General features: G+C 67.7%; 23 protein-coding genes and 1 tRNA gene. 20 read left to right on the forward strand and 4 right to left on the reverse strand.

Annotated features, from left to right (window positions below):
• Positions 1–9 precede the first annotated feature (9 nt).
• From HMPREF9336_RS11655 to HMPREF9336_RS11665, 3 genes are all read right to left on the reverse strand, one after another.
• Positions 10–3,087 carry a hypothetical protein gene (locus HMPREF9336_RS11655; protein WP_021030564.1) on the reverse strand — a complete coding sequence of 1,026 codons (3,078 nt, stop codon included), beginning with the start codon at positions 3,085–3,087 and terminating at the stop codon, positions 10–12.
• A complete protein-coding gene (locus HMPREF9336_RS11660) occupies positions 3,087–3,890 on the reverse strand; it encodes a hypothetical protein (protein ID WP_244431660.1) in 804 nt (267 codons plus the stop codon). The genes HMPREF9336_RS11655 and HMPREF9336_RS11660 overlap by 1 nt, the downstream gene beginning before the upstream one ends.
• 80 nt (positions 3,891–3,970) lie before the next feature.
• Entirely contained in the window at positions 3,971–4,318 is a 348-nt protein-coding gene (locus tag HMPREF9336_RS11665; protein ID WP_007467244.1) for a hypothetical protein, read from the reverse strand.
• A gap of 263 nt (positions 4,319–4,581) precedes the next feature.
• Here HMPREF9336_RS11665 and HMPREF9336_RS11670 point away from each other — a divergent pair, with 263 nt between their 5' ends.
• Positions 4,582–4,932, forward strand: a complete 351-nt coding sequence (locus tag HMPREF9336_RS11670) for a hypothetical protein (RefSeq protein WP_007467247.1) — start codon at positions 4,582–4,584, stop codon at positions 4,930–4,932.
• A gap of 92 nt (positions 4,933–5,024) precedes the next feature.
• On the opposite strand, the gene HMPREF9336_RS11675 is transcribed toward HMPREF9336_RS11670, so the two are convergent.
• Positions 5,025–5,097 (reverse strand) — tRNA-Arg (locus HMPREF9336_RS11675).
• 66 nt (positions 5,098–5,163) lie between these two features.
• Here HMPREF9336_RS11675 and lysA point away from each other — a divergent pair.
• From lysA to HMPREF9336_RS11770, 19 genes are all read left to right on the forward strand, one after another.
• The gene (gene lysA / locus HMPREF9336_RS11680; protein ID WP_021030566.1) at positions 5,164–6,579 is read left to right on the forward strand and encodes a diaminopimelate decarboxylase; all 1,416 of its coding nucleotides are present in this window, start codon (positions 5,164–5,166) and stop codon (positions 6,577–6,579) included.
• Complete coding sequence (locus tag HMPREF9336_RS11685) at positions 6,569–7,906, forward strand: homoserine dehydrogenase (protein ID WP_007467250.1); 1,338 nt, start codon at positions 6,569–6,571, stop codon at positions 7,904–7,906. Before lysA ends, HMPREF9336_RS11685 begins: the two co-directional genes overlap by 11 nt.
• Positions 7,899–8,975, forward strand: coding sequence for a threonine synthase (gene thrC, locus HMPREF9336_RS11690; protein WP_007467252.1), 1,077 nt, complete (start codon positions 7,899–7,901; stop codon positions 8,973–8,975). Before HMPREF9336_RS11685 ends, thrC begins: the two co-directional genes overlap by 8 nt.
• A complete protein-coding gene (thrB, locus tag HMPREF9336_RS11695; RefSeq protein ID WP_021030567.1) occupies positions 8,968–9,888 on the forward strand; it encodes a homoserine kinase in 921 nt (306 codons plus the stop codon). The genes thrC and thrB overlap by 8 nt, the downstream gene beginning before the upstream one ends.
• A 457-nt stretch (positions 9,889–10,345) precedes the next feature.
• Positions 10,346–12,127 carry a transcription termination factor Rho gene (rho, locus tag HMPREF9336_RS11700; RefSeq protein ID WP_156920457.1) on the forward strand — a complete coding sequence of 594 codons (1,782 nt, stop codon included), beginning with the start codon at positions 10,346–10,348 and terminating at the stop codon, positions 12,125–12,127.
• A gap of 135 nt (positions 12,128–12,262) precedes the next feature.
• A complete protein-coding gene (gene rpmE / locus HMPREF9336_RS11705; protein ID WP_007467259.1) occupies positions 12,263–12,475 on the forward strand; it encodes a 50S ribosomal protein L31 in 213 nt (70 codons plus the stop codon).
• A gap of 71 nt (positions 12,476–12,546) precedes the next feature.
• Complete coding sequence (gene prfA, locus HMPREF9336_RS11710) at positions 12,547–13,611, forward strand: peptide chain release factor 1 (protein ID WP_007467261.1); 1,065 nt, start codon at positions 12,547–12,549, stop codon at positions 13,609–13,611.
• A 10-nt stretch (positions 13,612–13,621) separates the two neighbouring features.
• A complete protein-coding gene (gene prmC / locus HMPREF9336_RS11715) occupies positions 13,622–14,515 on the forward strand; it encodes a peptide chain release factor N(5)-glutamine methyltransferase (RefSeq protein WP_007467263.1) in 894 nt (297 codons plus the stop codon).
• A gap of 28 nt (positions 14,516–14,543) precedes the next feature.
• Positions 14,544–15,185 carry an L-threonylcarbamoyladenylate synthase gene (locus HMPREF9336_RS11720; protein ID WP_007467264.1) on the forward strand — a complete coding sequence of 214 codons (642 nt, stop codon included), beginning with the start codon at positions 14,544–14,546 and terminating at the stop codon, positions 15,183–15,185.
• 117 nt (positions 15,186–15,302) lie between these two features.
• A complete protein-coding gene (locus HMPREF9336_RS11725) occupies positions 15,303–16,448 on the forward strand; it encodes an MraY family glycosyltransferase (protein WP_007467266.1) in 1,146 nt (381 codons plus the stop codon).
• 196 nt (positions 16,449–16,644) lie between these two features.
• Positions 16,645–16,908, forward strand: coding sequence for an AtpZ/AtpI family protein (locus HMPREF9336_RS11730; RefSeq protein WP_021030568.1), 264 nt, complete (start codon positions 16,645–16,647; stop codon positions 16,906–16,908).
• Positions 16,905–17,366, forward strand: a complete 462-nt coding sequence (locus HMPREF9336_RS11735) for an ATP synthase subunit I (protein ID WP_007467270.1) — start codon at positions 16,905–16,907, stop codon at positions 17,364–17,366. The genes HMPREF9336_RS11730 and HMPREF9336_RS11735 overlap by 4 nt, the downstream gene beginning before the upstream one ends.
• Positions 17,363–18,124, forward strand: coding sequence for a F0F1 ATP synthase subunit A (gene atpB / locus HMPREF9336_RS11740; RefSeq protein ID WP_007467272.1), 762 nt, complete (start codon positions 17,363–17,365; stop codon positions 18,122–18,124). The genes HMPREF9336_RS11735 and atpB overlap by 4 nt, the downstream gene beginning before the upstream one ends.
• A gap of 103 nt (positions 18,125–18,227) precedes the next feature.
• A complete protein-coding gene (locus HMPREF9336_RS11745; RefSeq protein ID WP_007467273.1) occupies positions 18,228–18,503 on the forward strand; it encodes a F0F1 ATP synthase subunit C in 276 nt (91 codons plus the stop codon).
• Between the two features lie 25 nt (positions 18,504–18,528).
• The gene (locus tag HMPREF9336_RS11750; RefSeq protein ID WP_007467275.1) at positions 18,529–19,053 is read left to right on the forward strand and encodes a F0F1 ATP synthase subunit B; all 525 of its coding nucleotides are present in this window, start codon (positions 18,529–18,531) and stop codon (positions 19,051–19,053) included.
• Positions 19,054–19,056: 3 nt separating this feature from the next.
• Positions 19,057–19,593: a F0F1 ATP synthase subunit B family protein gene (locus HMPREF9336_RS11755; protein ID WP_007467276.1), complete on the forward strand. Its 537-nt coding sequence runs from the start codon at positions 19,057–19,059 to the stop codon at positions 19,591–19,593.
• Positions 19,590–20,417 carry a F0F1 ATP synthase subunit delta gene (locus HMPREF9336_RS11760; protein ID WP_007467277.1) on the forward strand — a complete coding sequence of 276 codons (828 nt, stop codon included), beginning with the start codon at positions 19,590–19,592 and terminating at the stop codon, positions 20,415–20,417. Before HMPREF9336_RS11755 ends, HMPREF9336_RS11760 begins: the two co-directional genes overlap by 4 nt.
• Before the next feature lie 62 nt (positions 20,418–20,479).
• A complete protein-coding gene (atpA, locus tag HMPREF9336_RS11765; protein ID WP_007467278.1) occupies positions 20,480–22,111 on the forward strand; it encodes a F0F1 ATP synthase subunit alpha in 1,632 nt (543 codons plus the stop codon).
• A gap of 3 nt (positions 22,112–22,114) precedes the next feature.
• A complete protein-coding gene (locus HMPREF9336_RS11770) occupies positions 22,115–23,086 on the forward strand; it encodes a F0F1 ATP synthase subunit gamma (RefSeq protein ID WP_007467279.1) in 972 nt (323 codons plus the stop codon).
• The last annotated feature ends 3 nt before the right edge of the window (positions 23,087–23,089 follow it).

Genomic DNA, 23,089 nt, shown 5'->3' on the forward strand with positions numbered 1-23,089 from the left:
GCATACTGCCTACACCGCAGGAGCCGGGCCCGGGGCGAGCTGGTTGACGAGCCCGATGATTTTATCCGGGCGCGCGTTCGTGGCGTAATGCTCGTACGCGATGTCGAGGACGGACTCGTCATCGCCTTCGAGCAGCGCCAAGAGGGCGACGCCAGCGGAGATCCTCGTGTGATCGCTCGCGTACTTCACCAGCTTCTGGTCGGCGAGCGGTTTGGCCTCCTGCTGGCTCCGTTCGATCTCCGCGCTGGTCACCGCGGCCACCACGTCCTCGCGAAGCGCGCCGATCATGTTCTCGGTGATGGGCTCGCCGCGTTTGAGCGCGCCGATCACGTCCAAGAACGCGGGCCGGTCGTACGCGAACGAAGCCTCGACGGTGTCCACGGCCAGGTCCATGGCGAGCTGGGAGACGACGTCCGCCTTCTCCGCGAGCAGGGCGGAGATCCTCCGGTGCGCGTCAGGCGCGACGGCCGCCAAACGGTGCAGCAGGTCCGTGGAGCTGTCCGCGAGCGCGCTGCCCGTCGCTGAGACAGGGTCGACGTAGCGCGGTTCGGGCGCGAGCGCGACCTCGCCGACGATTTTGTCGTTCGCCCGAAGGATCGCGGTTTGCAGCTCGTCTCGCATCTCCATGCTCGTGGCGATGGCGATCAGCCGGTACCGCTTCCCGTTCGCGCTGTGCTCCTGCGACATGGACTCGAAGTGGCGCAGCGCCTGCACGCCGGGGTCGCTGCGCCCGAGCAGCCCGCCGCGCCCGGTCGGCGGCACCGTCTCCCAGCCGAGCTGTGTCGCGCGCGGCACGACGACGCCCGGCGGAGTCCACCCCCTGCCCTGGTTGGTGAAGAAGAAGTAATGCACGATCTCGTCGGCATCCGCGTGCGCGGAGATGGCGTAGTAGGGGCTGATTCCTGGCGGGTAGTGCTCCCGCGCGGACCAGTCTGAGGCCAGCACATGGCGCAGCAGACGAATGGTCGCGTCGATCGAGTCCTGGTTGGGGTGGCTGTTGCCGAGCGGATCGATCGTGTTCGGCCCGGTGTAGCTCGTGTCAGCCAGCCATGGGGTCGGGCCTCGGGAGGAATGCCGTCCGCCTGTCGGCGCGCTTTGCCCGGCTCCGCCGTAAGGGGTCATGGGGTAGGCGCTGCCCATCGGGGCGGTGGGAGCGCCACCGGAGCCCGCAGGCGGCGCGGCAGGCGGGGCCGGTGCGGCTCCGGGGTTGGGCGGCGGGGCGGCGTTGCCCGGCGGAGCCGGGCTGAGCGGCGGGGGAGGGGGCGCTGTCCCGCCTGCCGCGCCGCCGCCGCTGGAGCCGCCGCTGAAGTTGGTCGAGCTGACATTGGCCGGAGCGGGCTTGATGTCGGAGCCGAGCGGGCCGGAGCCGGTCGCTCCCGGCGTCGTCGGTGTTGGTGTCGGCGGCGCGGCTTGTTGGCCAAGCTGCGCGGCGAGGCCCGCCACGTTCCCGCCGATGCCCGCAGCGGTGCCTGCCACGTTCCCGCCGATGCCCGCGAGGTTGCCGATGGGCGCGGCCGCTTGGGTCGCCGCGTTCGCGAGCTGGCCGAGCGGTCCTGCCGGCGAGGCGGGCGCGGGAGCGCCGCTCGTATTGCCGCCGCTTTGCGCCGGGGCGGCGTTCTGTCGAGACTCGGTGCTGTTCTGGCTGGTCTGCGTGCTGCTCGGACTGCTGCTCTGCGGGCTGGTCGAAACGGGGCCGGCTCCTTGCGGCACGGTGGACGGCAACGAGCCTGTGGCCGGCGTCGGACGGGTTTCCCCGGTCACCCCGGCCGGGTGCGCGGTGTGGTCCGGATTGCTCTGCGTCGGCGCGAAAATATTGTTCGGACGGCCGTCCTGGGGGTTCTGCTGGCTGTTCTGGCCGTTTTGCCCGTTCTGGCTGTCGTGGCCTCGGTCGCCGAAGAGGTTGTTGCTGTGGTCGCCGCCGCCACCGCCTGGTCCGCCCGGTCCGGGGCCGCCGCCGATGCCGCCGTGGCTGCCGCCGCCGCCCGGTCCGCCGGGTCCGGGGCCGCTGTCGGACAGGGTGGGCTGAGACGGTCCGGCGTAGCTAGGCTGGTCGCGCCCATCGCCGTGTCTCGGCGTGTCGTCGCTGTGCCCGGACGAGTCGTTGCCGCCCCTGCCCGACGCGTCGTGCGGCTGCTCGTGCGTGCTCTCCTGCGAGCCGTCGGGCTTTGTCGTTGTGGTGGTTTTCGCCCCGTTCGACTCGGTGGACGTGTCTTTCTTGTCCTTGGGGTTGTAGACGTTCTCGGCTTTGGAGCCGTCGCCGCGCGTGGTCGCCGAGACGAGGTTGCCGTCTTTGTCCTTGTTTGTGACGGTGGTGTCGACCGAGCCGTCTTTGTGCGTGGTCGTATAGGTGGTGTTGCCGTCTTTGTCCTTGCCCGTGACGACAGCGTCCTTGCCCGATGCGGCGGAACCGTCCTTGCCATGGACGCTCTGGTTCGGCTCGTCGATCTGCACCCCTTGCCCCTGGCCGGAGGGCGACGCGTTGGCGTTCCCGTCCGCTTTGGCTTCTTGCTTGCCGTTCTGGAAGCGGCTTGCCGCGTCTTGGGCGGAGTCGTTGATGTTGCGGATCTGTCCGAGCAGCACCACGACCAGGTCGTCCACCGCTTTGCGCGCGTTGTTGATGACCGACATCGCTTGCGGGCCGTACCCGCCTGTCCCCGAAGCGCCGCTGACTCCGAGCTGTCCGATCTGGTCGTACGCGTTGAGGACGATCCGGTTCATATCGTCCTTCGCCTGGCTGACCAGGTGGCTGAGCTGCTGGTTCTGCGAGTTCTGCTGGACCAGCTGGTCGGCGAACTTGGAGAGCGAGGTCTCGTCTCCGCTGCCGATGCTGGTGAGCAGGTCCGAAGCGGTTCCGTACGACGTGCCGGACCACCACCCGCTCGCCGCGCTGTTGATCGAGTTGAGGCCGTCGAGGGTCTGGCCGACGAGCTGCGTCAACGGGTCCCGGGTCTGCTGGAGCTGCGCGAAGAAGCTCACGTCCAGCTCGATCTTGTTATCGCCGATGATGAGGGTCGCCAATTCGCCGAATTGCCCCCCCGAGCCCGACGCGCTCGCCCCCGCCGACGCGCTGACGTTCACTGTGACCATTACTCCGTCTCCTTCAATTCCCGTAGAGATAAGACAAACCTGTCGTGGCGCTCCTGCTCGTATTCGTCAGGGAAGTACGGGCCCGTCAACTCGGGCTGCTGGTCGAGGTCGGCGAATTTCGGGGCCCCTGGGACGAGGTCGGCGAGTTCGAACGTCCCCCTGCGAAGCTCGTGCGCCTCGTCGCGCAGGTGCGCGCGCATCCTGCGCGCCCCGTCGTGCGCCATCCAGACGACGCTCTCGGAGTACTGCTTCGGCAAACGCGAGAAAATATGCATCGGAAGGCCGAACCGGTCCACCGAGACTCCCAGCTCGCCGCGCGGCGTCTCGAAATTCAAAGACAACGTCGGGCGGCCCGAGGGGCGGGCTGTCCGCTCTCCGGAGAACTCGGTCCGGATGAAATTGCGAAACTCCTCGGCGAACTCGGAGTTCGCCGCGTTCTCGGCCATCTCCGGCGGGAGTTCGCCTGGGTCGAGCAAGTCGTCCTCCTCGGACACGGTCGGGAAGAACGGGGCCGCTTCGCCGAGCCCGTTCCCGGCGGCCTCCTCTTCCTCGGCGACGATCTGCCGAGCCTGCTGCGCGGTGAGCCGAAGCGCGTGGGTCAAGTACGGCGCGAAAGCGGCGTGGTCGCGCAAAACGACTTTCTGGGGGAGCAGCAGGTAATTGGTCTCGACTTGCACAGCGCCAGCCGGGGTGGTCAGCACGATGCGTCGCCGGTGCGCGCTGTCGAGGAAGGCTTGACGGCGGTTCTGGCGCTCGATGAGCTCGTACGCCAGCTCCAGCGTGGCGGGGCTGAGCTGGGCCATCCACTCAGACGTGTCTCTGCTTGGTTCGCTCTCGTTGTGCTCGGTCACGCTTGTGCTCGCCGTTCTCGTCGAAGTGAGCACTAAGCTCCTGTTGCCGGATGCGCCGTGAGCGACTGCGCGTTGGAGGATTCGGTTTCGTCGATCTCTTTGGCCGAGGAGGTGAAGTGGCCCGCGGCGATTTCGAGCCTTCCGGAGATATGCGCCGAGCCTGCGGAGATGACCTGGTTTTGCGAGGAGACGACTTCGGCGACGGCTTTGCTCACCCGGTCGGAGCCGATGCTCGGGATCCCGCTCTGCGCCCCCGCCAGCTGGGGCAGTCCTCGAATGCCGTCCGCGAGCGCGGAGATTTTGCCGCCGGCGACGGTGGCCTGGTCGCTGTCGAAGGCGAATTCTGCGCCCTCGGCCCCTTTGCCGAGCGGAATAGTCATGCTCCATGCCCCTTTCCTGTCTGTGACCCTCTTCATCTTAGACGCATCGGCCTCGGTTTTGGTTCCCTCAGCTCCCAGCGCCCCGCATCAGCGCTTCCTTCCATTCTGGCACGCGCCGATCCGCCGCACCATAGGAGAGCGCGGACGCTCAGGACTGAGCCTTGGATGATCACAAGTTTCTAGTCTTTTATGGGATGGAAAGGCGGGCGAGAGGTCTCCTCGCCCATCTTGCCCGGACCGTGGAGGTTTGCGATCATGTCGCTATGAGCGAAGAGGGATCGGCGCGGGGCGACGACACGTCGGCGGCGTGGGCCGCGAGCGCGGGATTGCGCGCTGCGGCGGTGGTGAGCCTCGGCCTGGCCGCGACATTCCTGATGTTGGCGATGCGGGCCGTATGGTCGGAAAGCAGTCGAGGATCCGGACATTCGGGGCTGGACTGGTGGCTCGCGCTGGCGTGGACTGTCGTCGGGGTCGTGCTTGCCCGGTTGGGGAAACGCGCGGTCGAGCGCGGAGTGGAGAGCTTCGCGGTCTCGGCGAGCCTGCTTCTGTCGTTCATGACCCTGGTGCTGGTGCTGATCGGGCTCGTGGCGGCGTTCTTCTGGGTGTTTGGCTGACTGCGCGCACAAGGCGGAAGACGCGGCGGACGGGGGCGGAAAAGCCTTCGGCGCGCGTCACTGTCGTGACGACGGGACGTCTGGACCGTGGGTGCCCTCGGCAGGATTCGAACCTGCGACCTTTCGCTCCGGAGGCGAACGCTCTATCCCCTGAGCTACGAAGGCGTGTGCAGCAGTTGGGACGGTTCATCCTACCGCATTCGGGCTTTGACGCAAAAACGCTTTTCCCACGTGACGCAGAAAGGGTCCCAGCTCGTCGGCCGGTTCCCGCGCAGCCTAAGATGTTGCCTCGTGACTCCGGTGGACCAAGCGGCGACGACGCTTGCCGCATTAGCCCCTGAGGTCTGGCCGAAGCATGCGGCCCGAGGCGCGGACGGGGCCGTCCGGCTCGCAGGCGTTCGCGTGGACGAGTTGATCGAGCGCTACGGCAGCCCTCTTTTCGTGGTGGACAAAGACGATTTCACCGACCGGTGCCGCCGGTGGGCCGAGGCGTTCGGCCCCCGGAACGTGCATTACGCGTCGAAGGCGTTCTTAAGCGGGCAGCTCGCGCATTGGCTGGACGAGGAGGGCCTCGCCCTCGACGTGTGCTCGGGCGGCGAGCTGGCCATCGCGCTGCGCGGGGGGTTCCCGCCCGGCCGGATCACTTTGCACGGCAATAACAAATCGGTCGCCGAACTCCGGCGGGCGGTCGATGTCGGGGTCGAGGCGGTCGTCCTTGACTCGTTCGAGGAGATCGCGCGCCTGGACGAGGTCTGCGCGGAGCTGGGGCGGGAGCAGGACGTCCTCGTGCGCCTCACCGTCGGGGTCGAGGCGCACACCCACGAAGCCATCGCCACCGCGCATGAGGATCAGAAGTTCGGCTTCTCAGTCGCCTCCGGGGTGGCGCTCGAGGCGGTGCGCCGCGTGCTCGCGCGACCTCGGCTGCGCTTGATCGGCTTCCACAGCCACATCGGCTCGCAGATCCTCGACCTCGACGGATTCCGGCTCGCCGCCGGGCGGGTCGCCGCGTTCGCCGAAGAGGCGGTCCGGGCGCTCGGCGCGATTCCGACGCTCCGCGTGCTCGACCTCGGCGGCGGGCTCGGCGTCTCCTACCAGCCGGACGAACGCCCGCCCGCCCCTTCGGACCTGGCCGAAGCCGTCCGCAAAGAGATCGAGCAGTACCCGGCGGCGGCGGGACTTTCCGTCGCCGTGGAGCCAGGCCGGTCCGTCATCGCGTCGGGCACGGTCACCCTCTACACTGTCGGCACGGTGAAACACGTCGTGCTCGACGGCGGGGCGACCCGCACATACGTGAGCGTCGACGGGGGGATGAGCGACAACATCCGTCCCGCCTTGTACGGGGCGAAATACGACGCGCGGCTCGTCTCCCGGGTCGGCGCGTCCGAGCCCGCGCAGTCCCGCGTGGTCGGCAAGCATTGCGAGACCGGGGACATCCTTGTGCGGGACTGCCTCCTGCCGCAGGACGTCGCTCCGGGCGACGTCCTCGCCGTCGCGAGCACCGGCGCGTACTGCTACTCGCTTTCGAGCCGCTATAACGCGCTGCTCAGGCCTGCGGTCGCAGCGGTGGAGGACGGACGTTCGTGGCTCATGCTGCGCAGGGAGACCGAAGCCGACTTGTTGAGCCTGGAGGTGCCAGATGGCGAATAAGAGCGACGAGACGCGCCGCGAGATCGGAGTCGGGCTGCTCGGACTCGGCACTGTCGGGTCCGAAGTGGCGCGGGTGCTCATCGAGGACGCCGAGGAGCTGGCCGCAAGGGTGGGCGCGAAGCTGGTGCTGCGCGGCGTGGCCGTGCGCAACCTCGACGCGGCCCGGGGGGCCTCGGCGGGGCTGGTCGATCCGGCCCTGCTGACCACCGAAGCCGCCGAACTGGTCGAACGGGACGACGTGGACGTCGTGGTCGAGCTGATCGGCGGGATCAACCCCGCGAAGGAGCTCATCCGGCAGGCGTTGCGCGCGGGCAAGTCCGTCGTGTCCGCCAACAAGGCGCTGTTCGCCGCGCATTCCGCGAAGCTGTTCGAGGCGGCGCAGAAGGCCAAGGTCGATTTGTTCTTCGAGGCGGCCGTCGCGGGGGCCATCCCGGTCATCCGCCCTCTGCGCCAGTCATTGGCGGGGGACCGGGTCACCACGGTGGCCGGGATCGTCAACGGCACAACGAACTTCATCCTCTCTGCTATGGACTCGGAGGGCGACGACTACGCCGACGTGCTGCGCCAGGCGCAGGAGCTCGGCTACGCCGAGGCTGACCCCACGGCGGACGTCGGCGGGCACGATGCGGCGGCGAAGACCGCGATCCTCGCCTCCATCGCCTTCCACACCAGGGTCACCGCCTCGGACGTGCATGTCGAAGGCATCACCGAGATCACAGCGGCGGACGTCGAGTCGGCCAAGCAACTCGGCTACACGATCAAGCTCTTGTCGCTCTCCGAGCGGGTGGTCGGCGAAGACGGCAAGGAGCGGGTCTCGGCAAGGGTGTACCCGGCGCTCGTGCCGCGCTCGCACCCGCTGGCGAGCGTCAACGGCGCGTACAACGCGGTCGTCGTGGAAGCGGTGAACGCCGGCAGGCTCATGTTCTACGGCCAGGGGGCGGGCGGCGCGCCGACGGCTTCGTCGGTCGCGGGCGACCTCGTCGCCGCCGCCCGCAACGTGGTGCTCGGGCGGGCGGTCGCGAGCGAGTCGACGTACGCGAAGCTGCCTATCGCCTCCATCGGGGACGTGGCCGCACGGTATTTCGTGCGCATGCGGGTGGACGACCGCCCCGGCGTGCTCTCCTCGGTGGCCTCGGTTTTCGCGAAACGCGACGTCAGCATCGCGACGGTGCTGCAGAAAGGCGTGATCGAAGGCGGCGCGGAGATCATCATCATCACGCACTCCGCGTTGGGCAGCGCCCTCGCGGAGACGGTGCGCGAGGTGGAAGATCTCCCGGCGGTGGTCGAGGTGGAGAGCGTCTTGCGATTGGAGTTCGAGAATGACTAGCAAAGCTTGGCCGGGGCTGATCACGGCGTATCGGCAGTGGCTGGACCTCGGGGCGGCCCAAGGCTCCGCCGCCGAGCCGGTGACGCTCCTCGAGGGCAACACCCCGCTCGTCCCCGCGCCCCGGATCGGCGAGCTCGTCGGGGGCGAGGTCTGGCTGAAGGTGGAGGGCGCGAACCCCACCGGCTCCTTCAAAGACCGGGGGATGACCGCCGCGGTGACCGACGCGGTGGCTCGCGGCCAGAAGGTGCTGCTGTGCGCTTCGACGGGGAACACCTCCGCCTCCGCCGCCGCGTACGCCGCGCGGGCGGGCCTGGCCTGCGCCGTCCTGATCCCCGAGGGCAAGATCGCGGCGGGCAAGCTCGCCCAGGCCGTCGTGTACGGCGCGAAGATCATCCAGGTGCGCGGCAATTTCGACGACTGCCTGGAGCTCGCGCGCAAGACCGCCGCCTCGTTCCCCCAAGTGGCGCTCGTGAACTCGGTGAACCCGGTGCGCATCGAAGGGCAGAAGACCGCCGCCTTCGAGATCATGGACGCGCTCGGCCGGGCTCCGGACATCCACGCGCTGCCGGTCGGCAACGCCGGGAATATCACCGCGTACTGGCGTGGTTACAAGCAGTGGCACGAGGCAGGGGTCGTGCCCTCCAGGCCCAAGATGCTCGGCGTGCAGGCGGCAGGGGCCGCCCCGCTCGTGCATGGAGCCCCGGTCAAGGAGCCGGAGACGATCGCGACGGCGATCCGGATCGGCGCTCCCGCCTCGTGGGACTCCGCGGTCGCCGCGAAAGACCAGTCCGGCGGGCAGTTCCGGGCGGTGACCGACGAGGTGCTGCTGGAGGCGTACCGGCTCCTGGCGAGCAAGGAAGGCGTGTTCGTCGAGCCCGCGTCCGCGACCTCGGTCGCGGGCCTGCTCGCCGCCCACGCAGAGGGCTGGGTGCCCGAAGGCAGCCTCGTGGTCGCGACCGTGACCGGCAACGGGCTCAAAGACCCCGACACCGCGCTCAAATCCATGCCCGACCTCAAGGCGATCGACGTGGACCCCGCGCTCGTGTTGAGCGAGCTCGGCCTTGGCTGACGCGTTGCCCCTCGGGCTGTCCGCGACGGTCCGAGTGCCCGCTTCCAGCGCCAATCTCGGCTCGGGCTTCGATTCCCTCGCCGTCGCGCTCGCGATCTACGACGAGGTGACCGCGACCGTCGCGGAGAGCGGCTTGCGCGTCGAGGTCGTCGGCGAAGACGCCGACGTGGTGGCGGTGGACGAGCGGCACCTGGTCGTGCAAGCCATCCGCCGAGGGCTCCAGGCTCGGGGCTGGAGCGCTCCTGGGCTGCTGGTCCGTTGCGTCAACGCCGTGCCGCACGCGCGCGGGCTCGGCTCCTCCGCCGCCGCCGCGGTGGGGGGGCTCGCCGTCGCGCAGGCGCTCGCCGCCAAAGCGGCGGGCAGCGAGGAACTGTTGGACCAAGCGCAGCTCGTCCAGCTCGGCGGGGAGTTCGAGGGGCATCCCGACAACGCCGCCGCGAGCGCGCTCGGCGGAGCGGTGGTGTCCTGGGCCGAGGGCGGCGGACAGTACCGAGCCGCGCCGATCCGACTCTCCCCGCAGGTGTCGCCGGTGGTCTTCATCCCGCAATCGCGCGGATTGACGCATGTCTCGCGCGGCGTACTCCCGTCGCTCGTGCCCCGCGAGGACGCGGTTGCGAATCTCTCGCGCAGCGCGCTCATGGTGCTGGCCCTCAGCGCCGACCCCGCGCTGCTGTTCGCCGCGTCGGAAGACCGGCTCCACCAGCCGCACCGGGCCGCCGAGCAGCCGGAGACCGCCGCATTGGTGCAGGCGCTGCGCGACCGGGGCGTCGCCGCGATGGTCTCCGGGGCCGGGCCTTCCGTTTTGGCTTTGACTTCGGGGGACGCGGATCGGCTCGCCTGCGCCGAAGCGCCGGTCGGGCACTGCTGGGAGCGTCGGGAGGTCTCGTTCGCGCAGGGCGTCCAAGCACGGTGAGCGAGATCGGGGAGCCGCCACACCGGGGGGCTGTTGCGAGAGACGAAAAAAAGTCGGTATACTTGGCTTCGTCCAGCTAGGGACATTCTGCGCTGGGGCAAGCGACCATTATTTGTGCGAAATTTGTGCGAACAGTACTTGCGCTTGCGCTCAAGTCCGTTTGCCGTTTCGTCGATATGTTTCGATCAGCGGTTTCGTGTGTCGCAGTCCTCGCGGGACAGGCAGTGAACGTAGGGAATCATCAGCACGCAATGACGATTGACGGCTTGGTCGCGGGCCGCGTTCGCGCGGTTCAAGGAGGAAGAGAGGGCCTCGGCCCCGCGCCCGCGCAAGCCTCGCGCGAGATGAAAACCTCAGACTCAAGAAACTTCAGACTCACAAGAAAACGAAGAAAGGATCATCCGTGACTGATACGGATCTGTTGACCGCTCCGGCTTCCGGCCCGAGGTTGAACACCATGGTCCTCACCGAGCTGCGGGCGATTGCTTCCGGCTTAGGCTTGACGGGCATTTCCGGGATGCGCAAGAGCGACCTCATCGAGGCGATCGAGAGCAAGCAGAAAGGCGGCGGCTCCGAGAAGAAGGCCGCCAAGCCCGCCGAGGCTCCCGCGAAGGAGCAGGCTCCGCCTGCGCCGACCGCCGAGCAGCAGCCGTTGACGGCGCAGCCGCAAGAGGCTCCCGCCGCCGAAGCCGACGGGGGAAAGCGCAACGAGACCGAGCAGCGCAACGAGACCGAGCAGAACGGCGCGGAGCAGTCGGACGAGCGCCGCTCGTCCCGCAGCTCGCGCCGCCGCCGTTCGGGCTCGCGCCGCTCCGGCGAGGAGCAGGATCAGGACAACGCAACCCCTGCTGAGCCCACCGGCGGGCAGAACGGCGCCTCTGAGGGGAAACCCGCCGAGAACGGGCTCGCCGCGGCGGAGAACGGAGCCGCGCCGCGTTCCGCCGCCGAAGTCGATGACGACGAGGAAGGCGGGCGGGGCCGTCGCGGCAGGCGGTTCCGCGACCGCGACCGCCGCCGAGGCAGGGGCGAGCGCGGCGAGGGCGACGACCGCGTCGTCTCCGCCCCGCGCGAAGACGACGTGCTCCAGCCAGTCGCCGGCATTTTGGACCTCATGGACAACTACGCGTTCCTGCGCACCTCCGGTTACGTGCCGGGGCAGGGCGACGTGTACGTCTCCATGAACATGATCCGCAAGTACGGCCTGCGGCGGGGCGACGCGATCATCGGAGCCGTGAAGGCCCCGAAGGAAAGCGGCGGCCAGGGCGACGGCGGCAACCAGCGGCAGAAGTTCAACCCGCTGGTGCGGATCGACTCGGTGAGCGGGATCGAGCCGGATCGCGCGCTGCGCCGCCCGGAGTTCTCCAAGCTCACCCCGCTCTACCCCAACCAGCGGCTGCGGCTGGAGACCACGCCGGACCGGCTTTCCACGCGTGTGATCGACCTGATCATGCCGATCGGCAAGGGGCAGCGCGCGCTCATCGTGTCGCCGCCCAAAGCGGGTAAGACCACGATCCTGCAGGACATCGCCAACGCGATCACCCAGAACAACCCGGAGTGCTACCTCATGGTGGTGCTCGTGGACGAGCGTCCGGAAGAAGTCACCGACATGCAGCGTTCGGTGCGCGGCGAGGTCATCGCCTCGACCTTCGACCGCCCGCCCGCCGACCACACGATGGTCGCCGAGCTCGCCATCGAGCGGGCCAAACGCCTCGTGGAGCTCGGCAGGGACGTCGTGGTCCTGCTTGACTCGATCACCCGCCTCGGCCGCGCGTACAACAACGCCTCCCCGGCCTCGGGCCGCATCCTCTCCGGCGGCGTGGACGCGACCGCGCTCTATCCGCCGAAACGATTCCTCGGGGCCGCCCGCAACATCGAGAACGGCGGGTCGCTCACGATCATCGCCACCGCGATGGTCGAGACCGGGTCGACCGGCGACACGGTCATCTTCGAGGAGTTCAAGGGCACCGGCAACGCCGAGCTCAAACTCGACCGGAAGGTCGCCGAGCGCCGTGTCTTCCCCGCTGTGGACGTGCACCCCTCCGGCACGCGCAAAGACGAGCTGCTGCTCGGCTCCGACGAGTTCCAGGTCGTGCACAAGCTGCGCAGGCTCCTCTCGGGCCTCGACACGCACCAGGCCATCGACTTGCTCATCTCGCAGCTGCGCAAGACCAAGTCCAACGTCGAGTTCCTTGTGCAGGTCTCGAAGACGGCTCCGGGGCAATTGGACCAGGACAACTAGCCCGGCCGAGATCGGTGATTCGCTTTTCGGCGGACTCATATCTACACTGGAATACCGGCCGCGCTCTGCGCGTTACACACACGACCTGATAAGCCGGCCCTGACCAAGACCAGGGCCACAACGATAGGCTGAACCATGAAAGCTGGGATCCATCCCGACTACGTGCTGACGACCGTCACCTGCGGTTGCGGCAGCACCTTCCAGACCCGGAGCACCGAGACGAAAGGCGCGATCACGGTCGAAGTCTGCTCGGCGTGCCACCCGTTCTACACCGGCAAGCAGAAGATCCTCGACTCCGGCGGCCGCGTGGCCCGCTTCGAGGCTCGCTACGGCAAGCGGAAGAAGTAAGGATCAGCTGACGAGCGACGAGGTCGGCGCGCGCGTTGCGCGCGCCGACCTTTGCTTTTTGGCCTGTTGCTATGACGAATTCATTAGACGAGCTCATCGCCGAATACGAGAGCCTGCAAGAGCGTTGGGCGGACCCCTCGCTGCAGGAGGACGTCGCGGCGGCGAAGAAGGTCGGCAAACGAGTCGCGGAACTCGCGCCGATCTACGAGGCGCACGCGCAGCGGGAGGCCGCGCAAGCGGACCTCGCGGCCGCGCATGAGCTCGCGGAGCTCGACCCCGAGTTCGCGAAGGAAGAGGTCGAACGCCTCACCGGACGCATCTCGGAGCTCGACGAGGAGTTGGACGAGCTGCTCGCGCCGCGCGATCCGCACGACGGGGAGGACGTGGTCCTCGAAGTGAAGGCCGGAGCGGGCGGCGAGGAGTCCGCCCTCTTCGCGGGCGACCTCATCCGCATGTACACCAAGTTCGCGGAGCGCCGCCGTTGGCGCGTCGAGGTGCTCAGCATCGCCGAATCCGACCTCGGCGGCGTCAAAGACGCGACGATCTCGATCAAACGCACCGGAGGAGACCAGTCGCCCGCGCAGGGAGTCTGGGCCTGGCTCAAGCACGAGGGCGGGGTGCACCGCGTGCAGCGCGTGCCCGCCACCGAGTCGCAGGGCCGCATCCACACCTCTGCGGCCGGAGTCCTCGCGTACCCGGAGCCGGAAGACGCGCCGGAAGTCGTCATCGACGAGTCCGAGCTGCGCATCGACGTGTACCGCTCCTCCGGCAAGGGCGGGCAGGGCGTGAACACAACGGACTCCGCCGTCCGCATCACCCACCTGCCCACCGGCCTGGTCGTGACGTGCCAGAACGAGCGCTCGCAGCTGCAGAACAAAGCGCGGGCGATGGTCGTGCTCGCGGCGCGGCTCGAACAGCTCCGCGAGGAGAAGGCCGCCGCCGACGCGGCTTCCGGCCGCAAAGAGCAGATTCGCACGGTGGACCGCTCCGAGCGGATCCGCACGTACAACTTCCCGGAGAACCGCATCGCCGACCACCGGATCGGCTACAAGGCGAGCAATCTCGACATGGTGCTCGAAGGAGACTTAGAGCCGATGCTCTCCGAACTGCGCTTGAAGCTGAAGGCCAGCGAGTAGACTGCCGTCCGTGACGAACTCGCCGCGAGCCCAGCTCCCCAGTCTTCGCGAGGAGCTCCGCGCTGCCGAACAAGCGCTTCGCGCGGCAGGCGTGCCGAGCCCGGAGCACGACGCCAGAGTGTTGGCCGCCCACGTGCTCGGCGTGAAACCCGGGTTCGTGTGGCAAGTCGACTCGCTGTCCGAAGAGCAGCGGGAACAGTTCGATTGGCTGGTCGTCCAACGCTCCCGCCGCGTCCCGCTGCAGTATCTGCTCGGCAAAGTCTTCTTCGCCTCGGTCGAGGTGCTCGTCGGCCCCGGCGTGTTCATCCCGAGGCCGGAGACCGAGCAGCTGCACGTCTGGGCGCTCACCGCGCTGCGCGCCAGGCTCTGGGAGATCCCCGAGCCGGTGGTGTTCGACTTGTGCTCGGGATCGGGCTCGCTCGGCCTCTCCATCGCGCACAGCGTGCCGGAGTCGGCGGTGACGCTCGTGGAGAACGACCCCAAAGCGCTGGTGTGGACCCACAAGAACGTGCAAGCGGGCGCTTCCAGCGGCCGCGCCCCGGTGCGCGTGGTCGAGGGCGACGTCACCGACCAGGCGCTTTTGCCGGACGGAGCGGGGACGGTCGACCTGGTCGTCGCCAATCCGCCCTACGTCCCCTCGGGCACGCCGACTCCCCCAGAAGTCGCCGACTTCGATCCGCCGCAGGCCGTGTTCGCCGGACCGGACGGGCTCGACGTCATCGTCGGGTTGGTCGGCAATATCGCCAGATGGCTCAAGCCGGGCGGGGCGTTCGGGGTGGAGCACGACGAAGGACACGCGGACCAGGTCCGCGCGCTCTTCGCCAAGGAGGAAAGATTCCGCGAGGTCAAGACCATGAGCGATCTCGCCGGTCGCCCGAGGTTCGTGACGGGGAGGCGCGCATGAGCAGAGATCGAGCGAGGAGCGCGGCCAGATGAGCATTGTGTACGACTGCTCGACCGACCACGGCAGAGAAGCCGGGGTCGGCGCTGCGACAGCCGCCGCGCAGGGCGGGCATCTGGTGGTGATCCCGACCGACACGGTCTACGGCCTCGGCTGCGACGCCTTCGACCAGGCCGCGGTTGCCGCGCTCTTGTCCGCCAAAGGCCGGGGCAGGGACATGCCGACTCCGGTGCTCGTCGGCTCTTGGGCCACGGTGGAAGGCCTCACCGCCGCCGTCACCGACCAAGCCTGGCAGCTCATCCACGCGTTCTGGCCGGGCCCGCTCTCCTTGGTGCTGCCGGTCGCCCCGTCGCTCGCCTGGGATCTGGGGGAGACTCGAGGCACCGTCATGGTGCGCATGCCGCTGCACCCGGTGGCGTTGCAAGTGCTCGGCAAAGTCGGGCCGATGGCGGTGTCCAGCGCGAACCGCTCGGGGCAGCCGCCAGCGCGAACTGCGGCAGAGGCCAAAGAACAGCTCGGAGATTCGGTCGCCGTGTACCTCGAGTCCGGTTCCGCCCCGCTCGGCGAGCCCTCCACGATCCTCGACCTCTCGTCCGGCGCGCCGAAAGTGCTGCGCGAGGGGGCGCTGTCCGCAGAGCGGATCGCCGAAGTCCTTGGCGTCCCCGCGCTCTGAGGCGTTATGCCGCGCCTTGTGTTCGGCGGTCGGCCAGCTCTCTTCGAGCCCCCGCGAACACCGACTGGTTGACCGGGCTTGCGGCGTGATGAGCCCGGCGCTCAGGCGCACCGGGTAATGTCGCTGAGCATGTATCTCCTCGGCGTGCCATATCGCGAGCTCGCCTTGGTCTTCCTCACCGCCGCCGTTGTGACGTATTTCTTGACCGGCGCGGTCGGAGCCGCGGCGGTCCGGGCCGGGGCGGTGCACGTGCCGAGGGAGCGGGACATGCACCATATCCCGACGCCGAGGATGGGCGGAGTGGCCATGTACACTGCGGTGGTGGCGGCGCTGCTCCTCGCGTCCCAGCTCCCCGCGCTCAAGCGTGGTTTCTCGTATTCGACGGATATGGCCGCTGTGATGGTCGCGGGGGGCATCATCGTGCTGGTCGGGGCGATCGACGACCAATTCGAGCTGGACTGGGCGACCAAGCTGGTCGGCCAGCTGACTTCGGCGGCGGTGCTCGTGCTCCTCGGGCTTTCTTGGGAGTATCTCTACGTGCCGTTCAGCGATGTCGGGGTCGTGGTGCTCGACCGGCTCCAAGGCGGGCTCATCACCTGCTGCGTCACCGTGCTCGCGATCAACGCGATGAACTTCATCGACGGTCTCGACGGGCTCGCGGCAGGATTGGGGTTCATCGTCAGCGCGGGCATCTGTTTGTTCTCCATCGGCCTGCTGCAAAAGCAGGGCGGGGACGTGGGCAGTTATCCGCCCGCGCTCATCTCGGCGGCCCTCGCCGGGACGTGCCTGGGGTTCTTGCCGCACAACTTCCACCCGGCGAAGATCTTCATGGGGGATTCGGGGGCGATGCTCATCGGCCTGATGCTCGCGGCAGGGGCCACGTCCGCCTCGGGGCGGATCACGCAAGCCGCGTTCGGGGCAACCGACGGCTACGCGTTGCTCGCGCCGCTGCTGCTCGTCGTCGCGACGCTGTTCGTGCCATTCCTCGACGTGCTGCTGGCGGTGGTCCGGCGGGTGCGGGCGGGGCAGAGCCCGTTCGGCACGACGGACAAACTGCACTTGCACCACCGGATGATCGCGCTGGGGCACAGTCATCCCCGCGCGGTGCTGGTCTTCTACTTATGGGTCTGGGTGCTGACCTTCGGGGTGGTGGCGAGCACGCGTTATCCGAGGCTTGCGGTGCTCGCGTTGACGGTGGCGGGCCTGCTGACCGCAGGATTGGTCACGGTGTGGCCGAAGCTCAAGCATCCGAAGCGTTCGTGACGCTTGGGCTACTACCATTCGTAGTGGACAGCGGCGTTTTGGCTGTGGTACGCTGCACAGCGACGAGGTTATAGCAGTTCAACCGGTATCGGAGCCCGATGTCGGCTGAAAGCGCGGAGGGGGCCGAGTCAAACTTGGCGGCCAGCCCTGCCGTCGCCCCACAGACTGCTGAACCGGAAGGAGCGAGAGCACAGAGATGGCCGCTTCAGGCCCGAGCTCACGGGAGTTGATCGGTCTTGGCGCTTCTGTCGCCGGGGCGGTGATCCTGGGCTTGGTGCTCGGATACGCCCTCGACGCGCTCTGCGGCACTTCTCCAGCGCTTCTGTTCGCCGGTCTCGCGATCGGCGTGGTTGCCGCTGCGGCAGTGATCGCGCTCCAAGTCCGCCGATTCGCCTCAGCGGATCCCTCGGCCGAGGAGCAAAGCAAGGAGACATCGTGTTCCAAGGAGGCACTGGATTGAGCGAAGAGACTTCCGCTCAGCCGACCTCGGCCGAGGCCGCCTCGGAGGGGACCGCCCCGGACCATGACGGGTTCGTCATGCCCGCCGCGTCCCTGAGCCTGCAATGGCCGATCATCGTCTCGGTCGTGTTCGGGATGATTTTCGTCGCGGTCGCCAGCGCGTTGCGCCACCCGTACATGGGCGCGTTCGCCTGTTTCGGCCTTGTCCTCGGCCTCGTCAACCTTTGGCTGGTGCAACGCGCGGTCGCGAGGGTGACCGCGGAAAACAACCCGAGCAAGCAGCTCATGGCGCTTTCCTCCTTTAAGCGACTGGGCGTCATCACGCTCTTTGCGCTTGTGGTAGGGTTCCTCGACCGGCCAGATGGCCTAGGGGTTTTCCTCGGCCTGGCGGTCTTCCAGGTCGTATTTTTGGTCAACACTTCCGTGCCCGTTCTGAAAGGACTTCGCCAGCAGTCATGACTGACCAGGTTCTTCTCGCCCAGTCGCGTGTTCTCGCCGAATCCTCCATCAAGGTCGGCGAGCACTGGAAGGCCGAATTGTTCGGCCTTTCGTTCAACCTCGACACCATTATCGCCACTGTCGTCGCGGCGGCCATCGTGCTCGGCCTCGCGTTCTACTTGCGCGCGAAGGTCACTTCCGGGGTGCCGGGCGGCGTGCAGCTGTTCTTCGAAGCGGTCACGGTGCAGATGCGCGGGCAGATCGAAAGCGCCATCGGCTTGAAAGTGGCGCCTTTCGTGCTGCCGCTCGCGGTGACGATCTTCGTCTTCATCCTGATCTCCAACTGGCTCTCCGTGCTGCCGGTGCAGATCGGCGACGAGGAGCTGCTCAAGCCGCCCGCCTCCGACATCAACTACACGTTGGCTTTGGCGGTGTTCGTGTTCCTCTTCTACCACGTCGCGGGCATCCGCCGCCGAGGCGGTGTCGGCCAGCACCTCAAGCAGGTCGTTAAGGGGCACTCGCCGATCCTCTTCATCATCAACATCATCGAAGAGCTCGCCAAGCCCGTCTCGCTCTCCCTCCGTCTTTTCGGCAACATGTTCGCCGGCGGCATCATGGTGGCGCTGATCGCGATGTTCCCCTGGTACATCCAGTGGGGCCCGAACGCGGTCTGGAAGCTCTTCGACCTCTTCGTCGGATTGATCCAGGCGTTCATCTTCGCCTTGCTCACGGTCTTGTACTTCAGCCAATCCATGGAGCTGGAGGACGAGCACCACTGACCACCGGCGGCGGGCGACTCCGCCGTCTTGACACGGCTTAGCTGACAAAAAAGAAAAACCACCCGCGCAGCGCGCGCGGAGAACAGAAGGAAAAGGAACACTCATGGCTGATGTGGCAAGCGCGAACGCGACGATCACTGCTGGCGCTTTGATCGGTGGCGGCCTCATGCTCGGCGGCGGCGCGATGGGCGCTGCGATCGGTGACGGCCTGGCCGGTGGCCAGCTGATCGCCGGCGTCGCTCGGCAGCCGGAGGCGCAGGGCCGTCTCTTCACCCCGTTCTTCATCACGGTCGGCCTCTGTGAGGCCATGTACTTCATCAACCTCGCGTTCATGGCGTTCTTCGCCTTCGCGACCCCGGGCCTGCTCCCGACTGAGTAAGTAGCGAAATAGGACGCCGAAACCCATGACTCAGATGACCGCCTCCGTGCTCGCCGAAGGGGAGAAGAAGAGCAACTTCCTCATCCCCGACGGCACCTTCCTTGTGGAGCTCGTCATCTTCCTGATCGTGCTCGCGATCATCTGGAAGTTCGTCGTTCCGCCGATTCAATCGGTGCTTCAGGACCGCGAGGCGCGTGTCGCGAAGACGAACGAGGACAACCAGAAGGCGGCGCAAGCCCTTCAGAACGCCGAACGGAAATACTCCGAGGAGCTGGCTGGAGCGCGGACCGAGGCGACCGCGATCAGGGAGCAGGCGCGCGCCGAAGGGCAGAAGGTGCTCGCCGCCGCCCGTGCCGAGGCGCAAGCCGAAGCCGACCAGGCGCAGGCGCAAGCCGAAGGCGAGCTTCGCGCGCAAGCCGATCGCATCGGCTCGGAACTGAAGAGTTCGGTCGGGCCGCTGTCCGAAGAGCTCGCGGGCAAGGTGCTGTCCGCTGGCGCGGGCCAGGCGCGCGCCGACGGGTTGGCGCACGATTTCGCGGGACGGAGCTGAGCAATGGGATTGCACGTCGATAAATTCGAGTTCAACTTCGACCTTGGCGTTTTCATCGGCCAGCTGATCGGCTTCGCGGTGATCGTCTTCGTCATCGTCAAGTACGTGGCTCCGCCGATCAAGGCGGTCATGGCGAAGCAGCAGGACCAGGTGCGCCACCAGATCGCGGAGAGCGAGCACGCCGCTGCCGCCCGCAAGAAGGCCGAGCAGGAATACGCCGACGCGGTTGCCAAGGCTCGGGCCGAGGGCGAGCAGCTGCGGGCGGAGGCGAAAGAGGACTCGGCGAAGATCCTCGCCGCGCTGCGCGAGCAGACCGGGGCCGAGGTCGCCAGGGTCAAGCAGCACGGGCAGGAGCAGGCCCTGTTGCACCGGCAGCAGCTCACCCGCGAGCTGCGCGCGGAACTGGGCAAGGCGGTCCACGGCGGCGCGAGCGTCATCGTGCAGGAGCGCCTGGGGACCGACGCGGCTCGTTCCGCGAGCATTGACAGCTTCATCGACGAGCTCGAAGCGCTCGCGAACCGTCAAGGAGGCGCGGCATGATCCGTTCGACGAGCCGGAACGCGTACCAGTCGGTCAAGCAGCAGTTCGACGCGAAAGCGGCGGGCTTGAGTTCCGCGGAGCTCTCCGGGCTGTTCGAGGACCTCTCGCAGACCGCGCGTTTCTTCAAAGAGACCCACGCGCTTCGGCAGATCTTCGCCAGCTCAAGCGAGAGCGCCGACTCGAAGGTCCGACTCGCCGACGCGCTCTTCACCGGAAAAATCGGCCCCGCCGCGCTGGATGTGGTCCGCGCGCTTGCCAAAGAGGAATGGTCCACCGGATCGGACATCGTGCTCGCGCTGGTCCAGCTCGGCAACCTGAGCCTGCTCATCGACGCGGAACGGGTCGGCCAGCTGGAAGAGGTCGAGGACGAGCTGTTCCGCTTCAGCCGAGTGCTGGAGGCGAACGCCGACCTCAACGGCCATCTGAGCGAGAAGATCACGCCGATCGAGGGCCGGATCCGGCTCTTGGACCAGGTTCTCGGCGGGAAGACCACTTCCGCCACCGCGAAGCTCTTGCGCCGCGCGGTTGTCTTCCACACCTTCGACAACCACAGCTTGGACCGGACGGTCGCCTGGCTGGCCGAGCTGGCCGCTGGCAGGCGCGGCGAGTCCGTCGCGCACGTCGTGGCTGCGACCGCCCTCACCGACCAGCAGGTCGCCCGCCTCCAGGCGGTGCTGGCCAAAATCTACGGACGGCCCATCTCGGTGCAGACCGACGTCGACCCCGACGTCCTCGGAGGCCTGAGGATCACCGTGGCGGACGAGGTCATCGACGGCACCATCGCCGCGAAGCTCGCAGCCGCCTCGAGCGGGTTGCCGAACTAGGCGAACAACCAAGACGCGAACGAACGTAACACCACATACGGAATGAAGGAACGAGAAGAGACATGGCAGAACTGACGATCTCCCCAACAGAGATCCAGAGCGCGATCGAGCAGTACGTCGCCTCTTTCACCCCCGAGTCGGCTCGTGAGGAGATCGGCGAGGTCATCGACACCAGCGACGGCATCGCGCACGTGAGCGGTCTGCCCTCGGTGATGACCAACGAGCTGCTGGAGTTCCCCGGCGGCATCCTCGGCGTCGCGCTGAACCTCGAAGAGGACGCGGTCGGCGTGGTCATCCTCGGCGACTTCGAGTCCATCGAGGCGGGCCAGCAGGTCAAGCGCACCGGCGACGTGCTCTCGGTGCCAGTCGGCGACGCGTTCCTCGGCAGGGTCGTCAACCCGCTCGGCCAGCCGATCGACGGCCTCGGCGACATCGCCTCCGAGTCGAACCGCGTGCTGGAGCTCCAGGCGGCCACGGTGCTCGAGCGCCAGCCGGTTGAGGAGTCGCTCGCGACCGGCATCACCGCTATCGACGCGATGACCGCGATCGGCAGGGGCCAGCGCCAGCTGGTCATCGGCGACCGCAAGACCGGCAAGACCGCCGTCTGCATCGACGCGATCCTCAACCAGAAAGCGAACTGGGAGACCGGCGACCCGACCAAGCAGGTGCGCTGCATCTACGTCGCAGTCGGCCAGAAAGGCTCCACCATCGCGGGCGTGAAGGCCGCGCTCGACGCTGCGGGCGCGATGGAGTACACCACCATCGTCGCTGCCCCCGCCTCGGACTCCGCCGGTTTCAAGTGGCTCGCGCCGTACACCGGCTCGTCCATCGGCCAGCACTGGATGTACGCGGGCAAGCACGTGCTCATCGTCTTCGACGACCTGACCAAGCAGGCCGAGGCCTACCGCGCCATCTCCCTGCTGCTTCGCCGTCCGCCGGGCCGCGAGGCGTACCCTGGCGACGTCTTCTACTTGCACTCCCGCCTCTTGGAGCGCTGCGCCAAGCTGTCGGACGCGATGGGCGGCGGCTCGATGACGGGCCTCCCGATCATCGAGACCAAGGCGAACGACGTCTCCGCCTTCATCCCGACCAACGTCATCTCCATCACCGACGGCCAGGTCTTCCTCGAGTCCGACCTGTTCAACAAGGGCGTTCGCCCGGCGATCAACGTCGGCATCTCGGTCTCCCGCGTCGGCGGCGCGGCGCAGACCAAGGGCCTGAAGAAGGTCTCCGGCTCGTTGCGTCTGGAACTCGCGCAGTACCGCGAGCTCGAAGCCTTCGCGGCCTTCGCCTCTGACCTCGACGCCGCCTCCAAGGCGCAGCTCGAACGCGGGGCCCGCTGGGTGGAGCTGCTCAAGCAGGACCAGTACTCGCCGGTCAAGGTGGAGGACCAGATCGTCTCGATCTACCTCGCTGGCGAAGGCCACTACGACTCGGTGCCGGTCGGCGACATCCGCCGGTTCAACGCCGAGCTGCTCGAGTACTTGCACCAGCACGCGCAGGGCGTGTACGCCGCCATCGAGGGCGGCAAGGCCGCGGTCGACGGCGACCACGCCCACGCCCTCGTGGAGGCGACGGTCAAGTTCAAGCGCGGCTTCACCGCGTCGGACGGCAGCAGCGTCGTGGACAAGTCCGAGGTCGAGGCGCTTGAGCATGAAGACGCCGAGACGGTGACCGTCAAGAAGAAAGGTTGATCCATGGCCAGCATCCGTGAGCTCCGCTCGCGCATCAGGTCGGTCAACTCCACCAAGAAGATCACCAAGGCGCAGGAGCTGATCGCCACCTCGCGCATCACCAAGGCGCAGGCCCGAGTCGCCGCGTCGCGCCCGTACGCGGAGAAGATCACCGAGGTCCTCACCGCGTTGGCGAACGCGTCGTCCTCGCTGGACCATCCGCTCTTGACCGCTCGTCCCGAGCCGAAGCGCGCTGGCGTGCTTGTCGTGACCAGCGACCGGGGCATGTGCGGCGGCTACAACTCCAACGTCCTCAAAGAGGCGGAGGCGCTGTACGCGAAGCTGCGCCTCGAGGGCAAGGAGCCAGTGGTCTTCGTGCTCGGCCAGAAGGGCGTCGGCTACTACGGCTTCCGCCACCGCAAGATCGCGGGCTCGTGGACCGGGTTCTCCCAGCAGCCGGGCTACGACGACGCCGCTCGGGCGAGCAGGCACCTCGTGGAGCTGTTCCTCGCAGGTTCCGGCTCCGAGATCCCCGCGCACGACGGCTCCGGGACTATCGAAGGCGTTGACGAGCTGCACATCGTGTACACGCAGTTCGTCTCGATGCTCACGCAGCGCCCGAAGGCCCGTCGTCTCGCGCCGCTCGACATCGAGTACTCCGACGAGGACGAGCTCTCCGCCCCCGCGTCGACCAGCGCGCAAAAGGCCGAGGGCGACACGACCGAGTACGAGTTCGAGCCGGAGGCGGAGGAGCTGCTCGGCGCGCTCCTGCCGAAGTACTTGAGCTCCCGCGTCTACGCCGCGTTGCTCGACTCCGCCGCCTCCGAGTCCGCCGCCCGCCGCACCGCGATGAAGGCTGCGACGGACAACGCGAGCGAATTGGCGAAGACTTTGACCCGCCAGGCGAACCAGCTCCGCCAGGCCCAGATCACCCAAGAAATCAGTGAAATCGTCGGTGGCGCTGGCGCGTTGTCGGCTAGCGCAGGAAGAGGCTAAGAA

Origin of the sequence: Segniliparus rugosus ATCC BAA-974 (assembly GCF_000185725.2) — a bacterium.
GTDB lineage: Bacteria > Actinomycetota > Actinomycetes > Mycobacteriales > Mycobacteriaceae > Segniliparus > Segniliparus rugosus.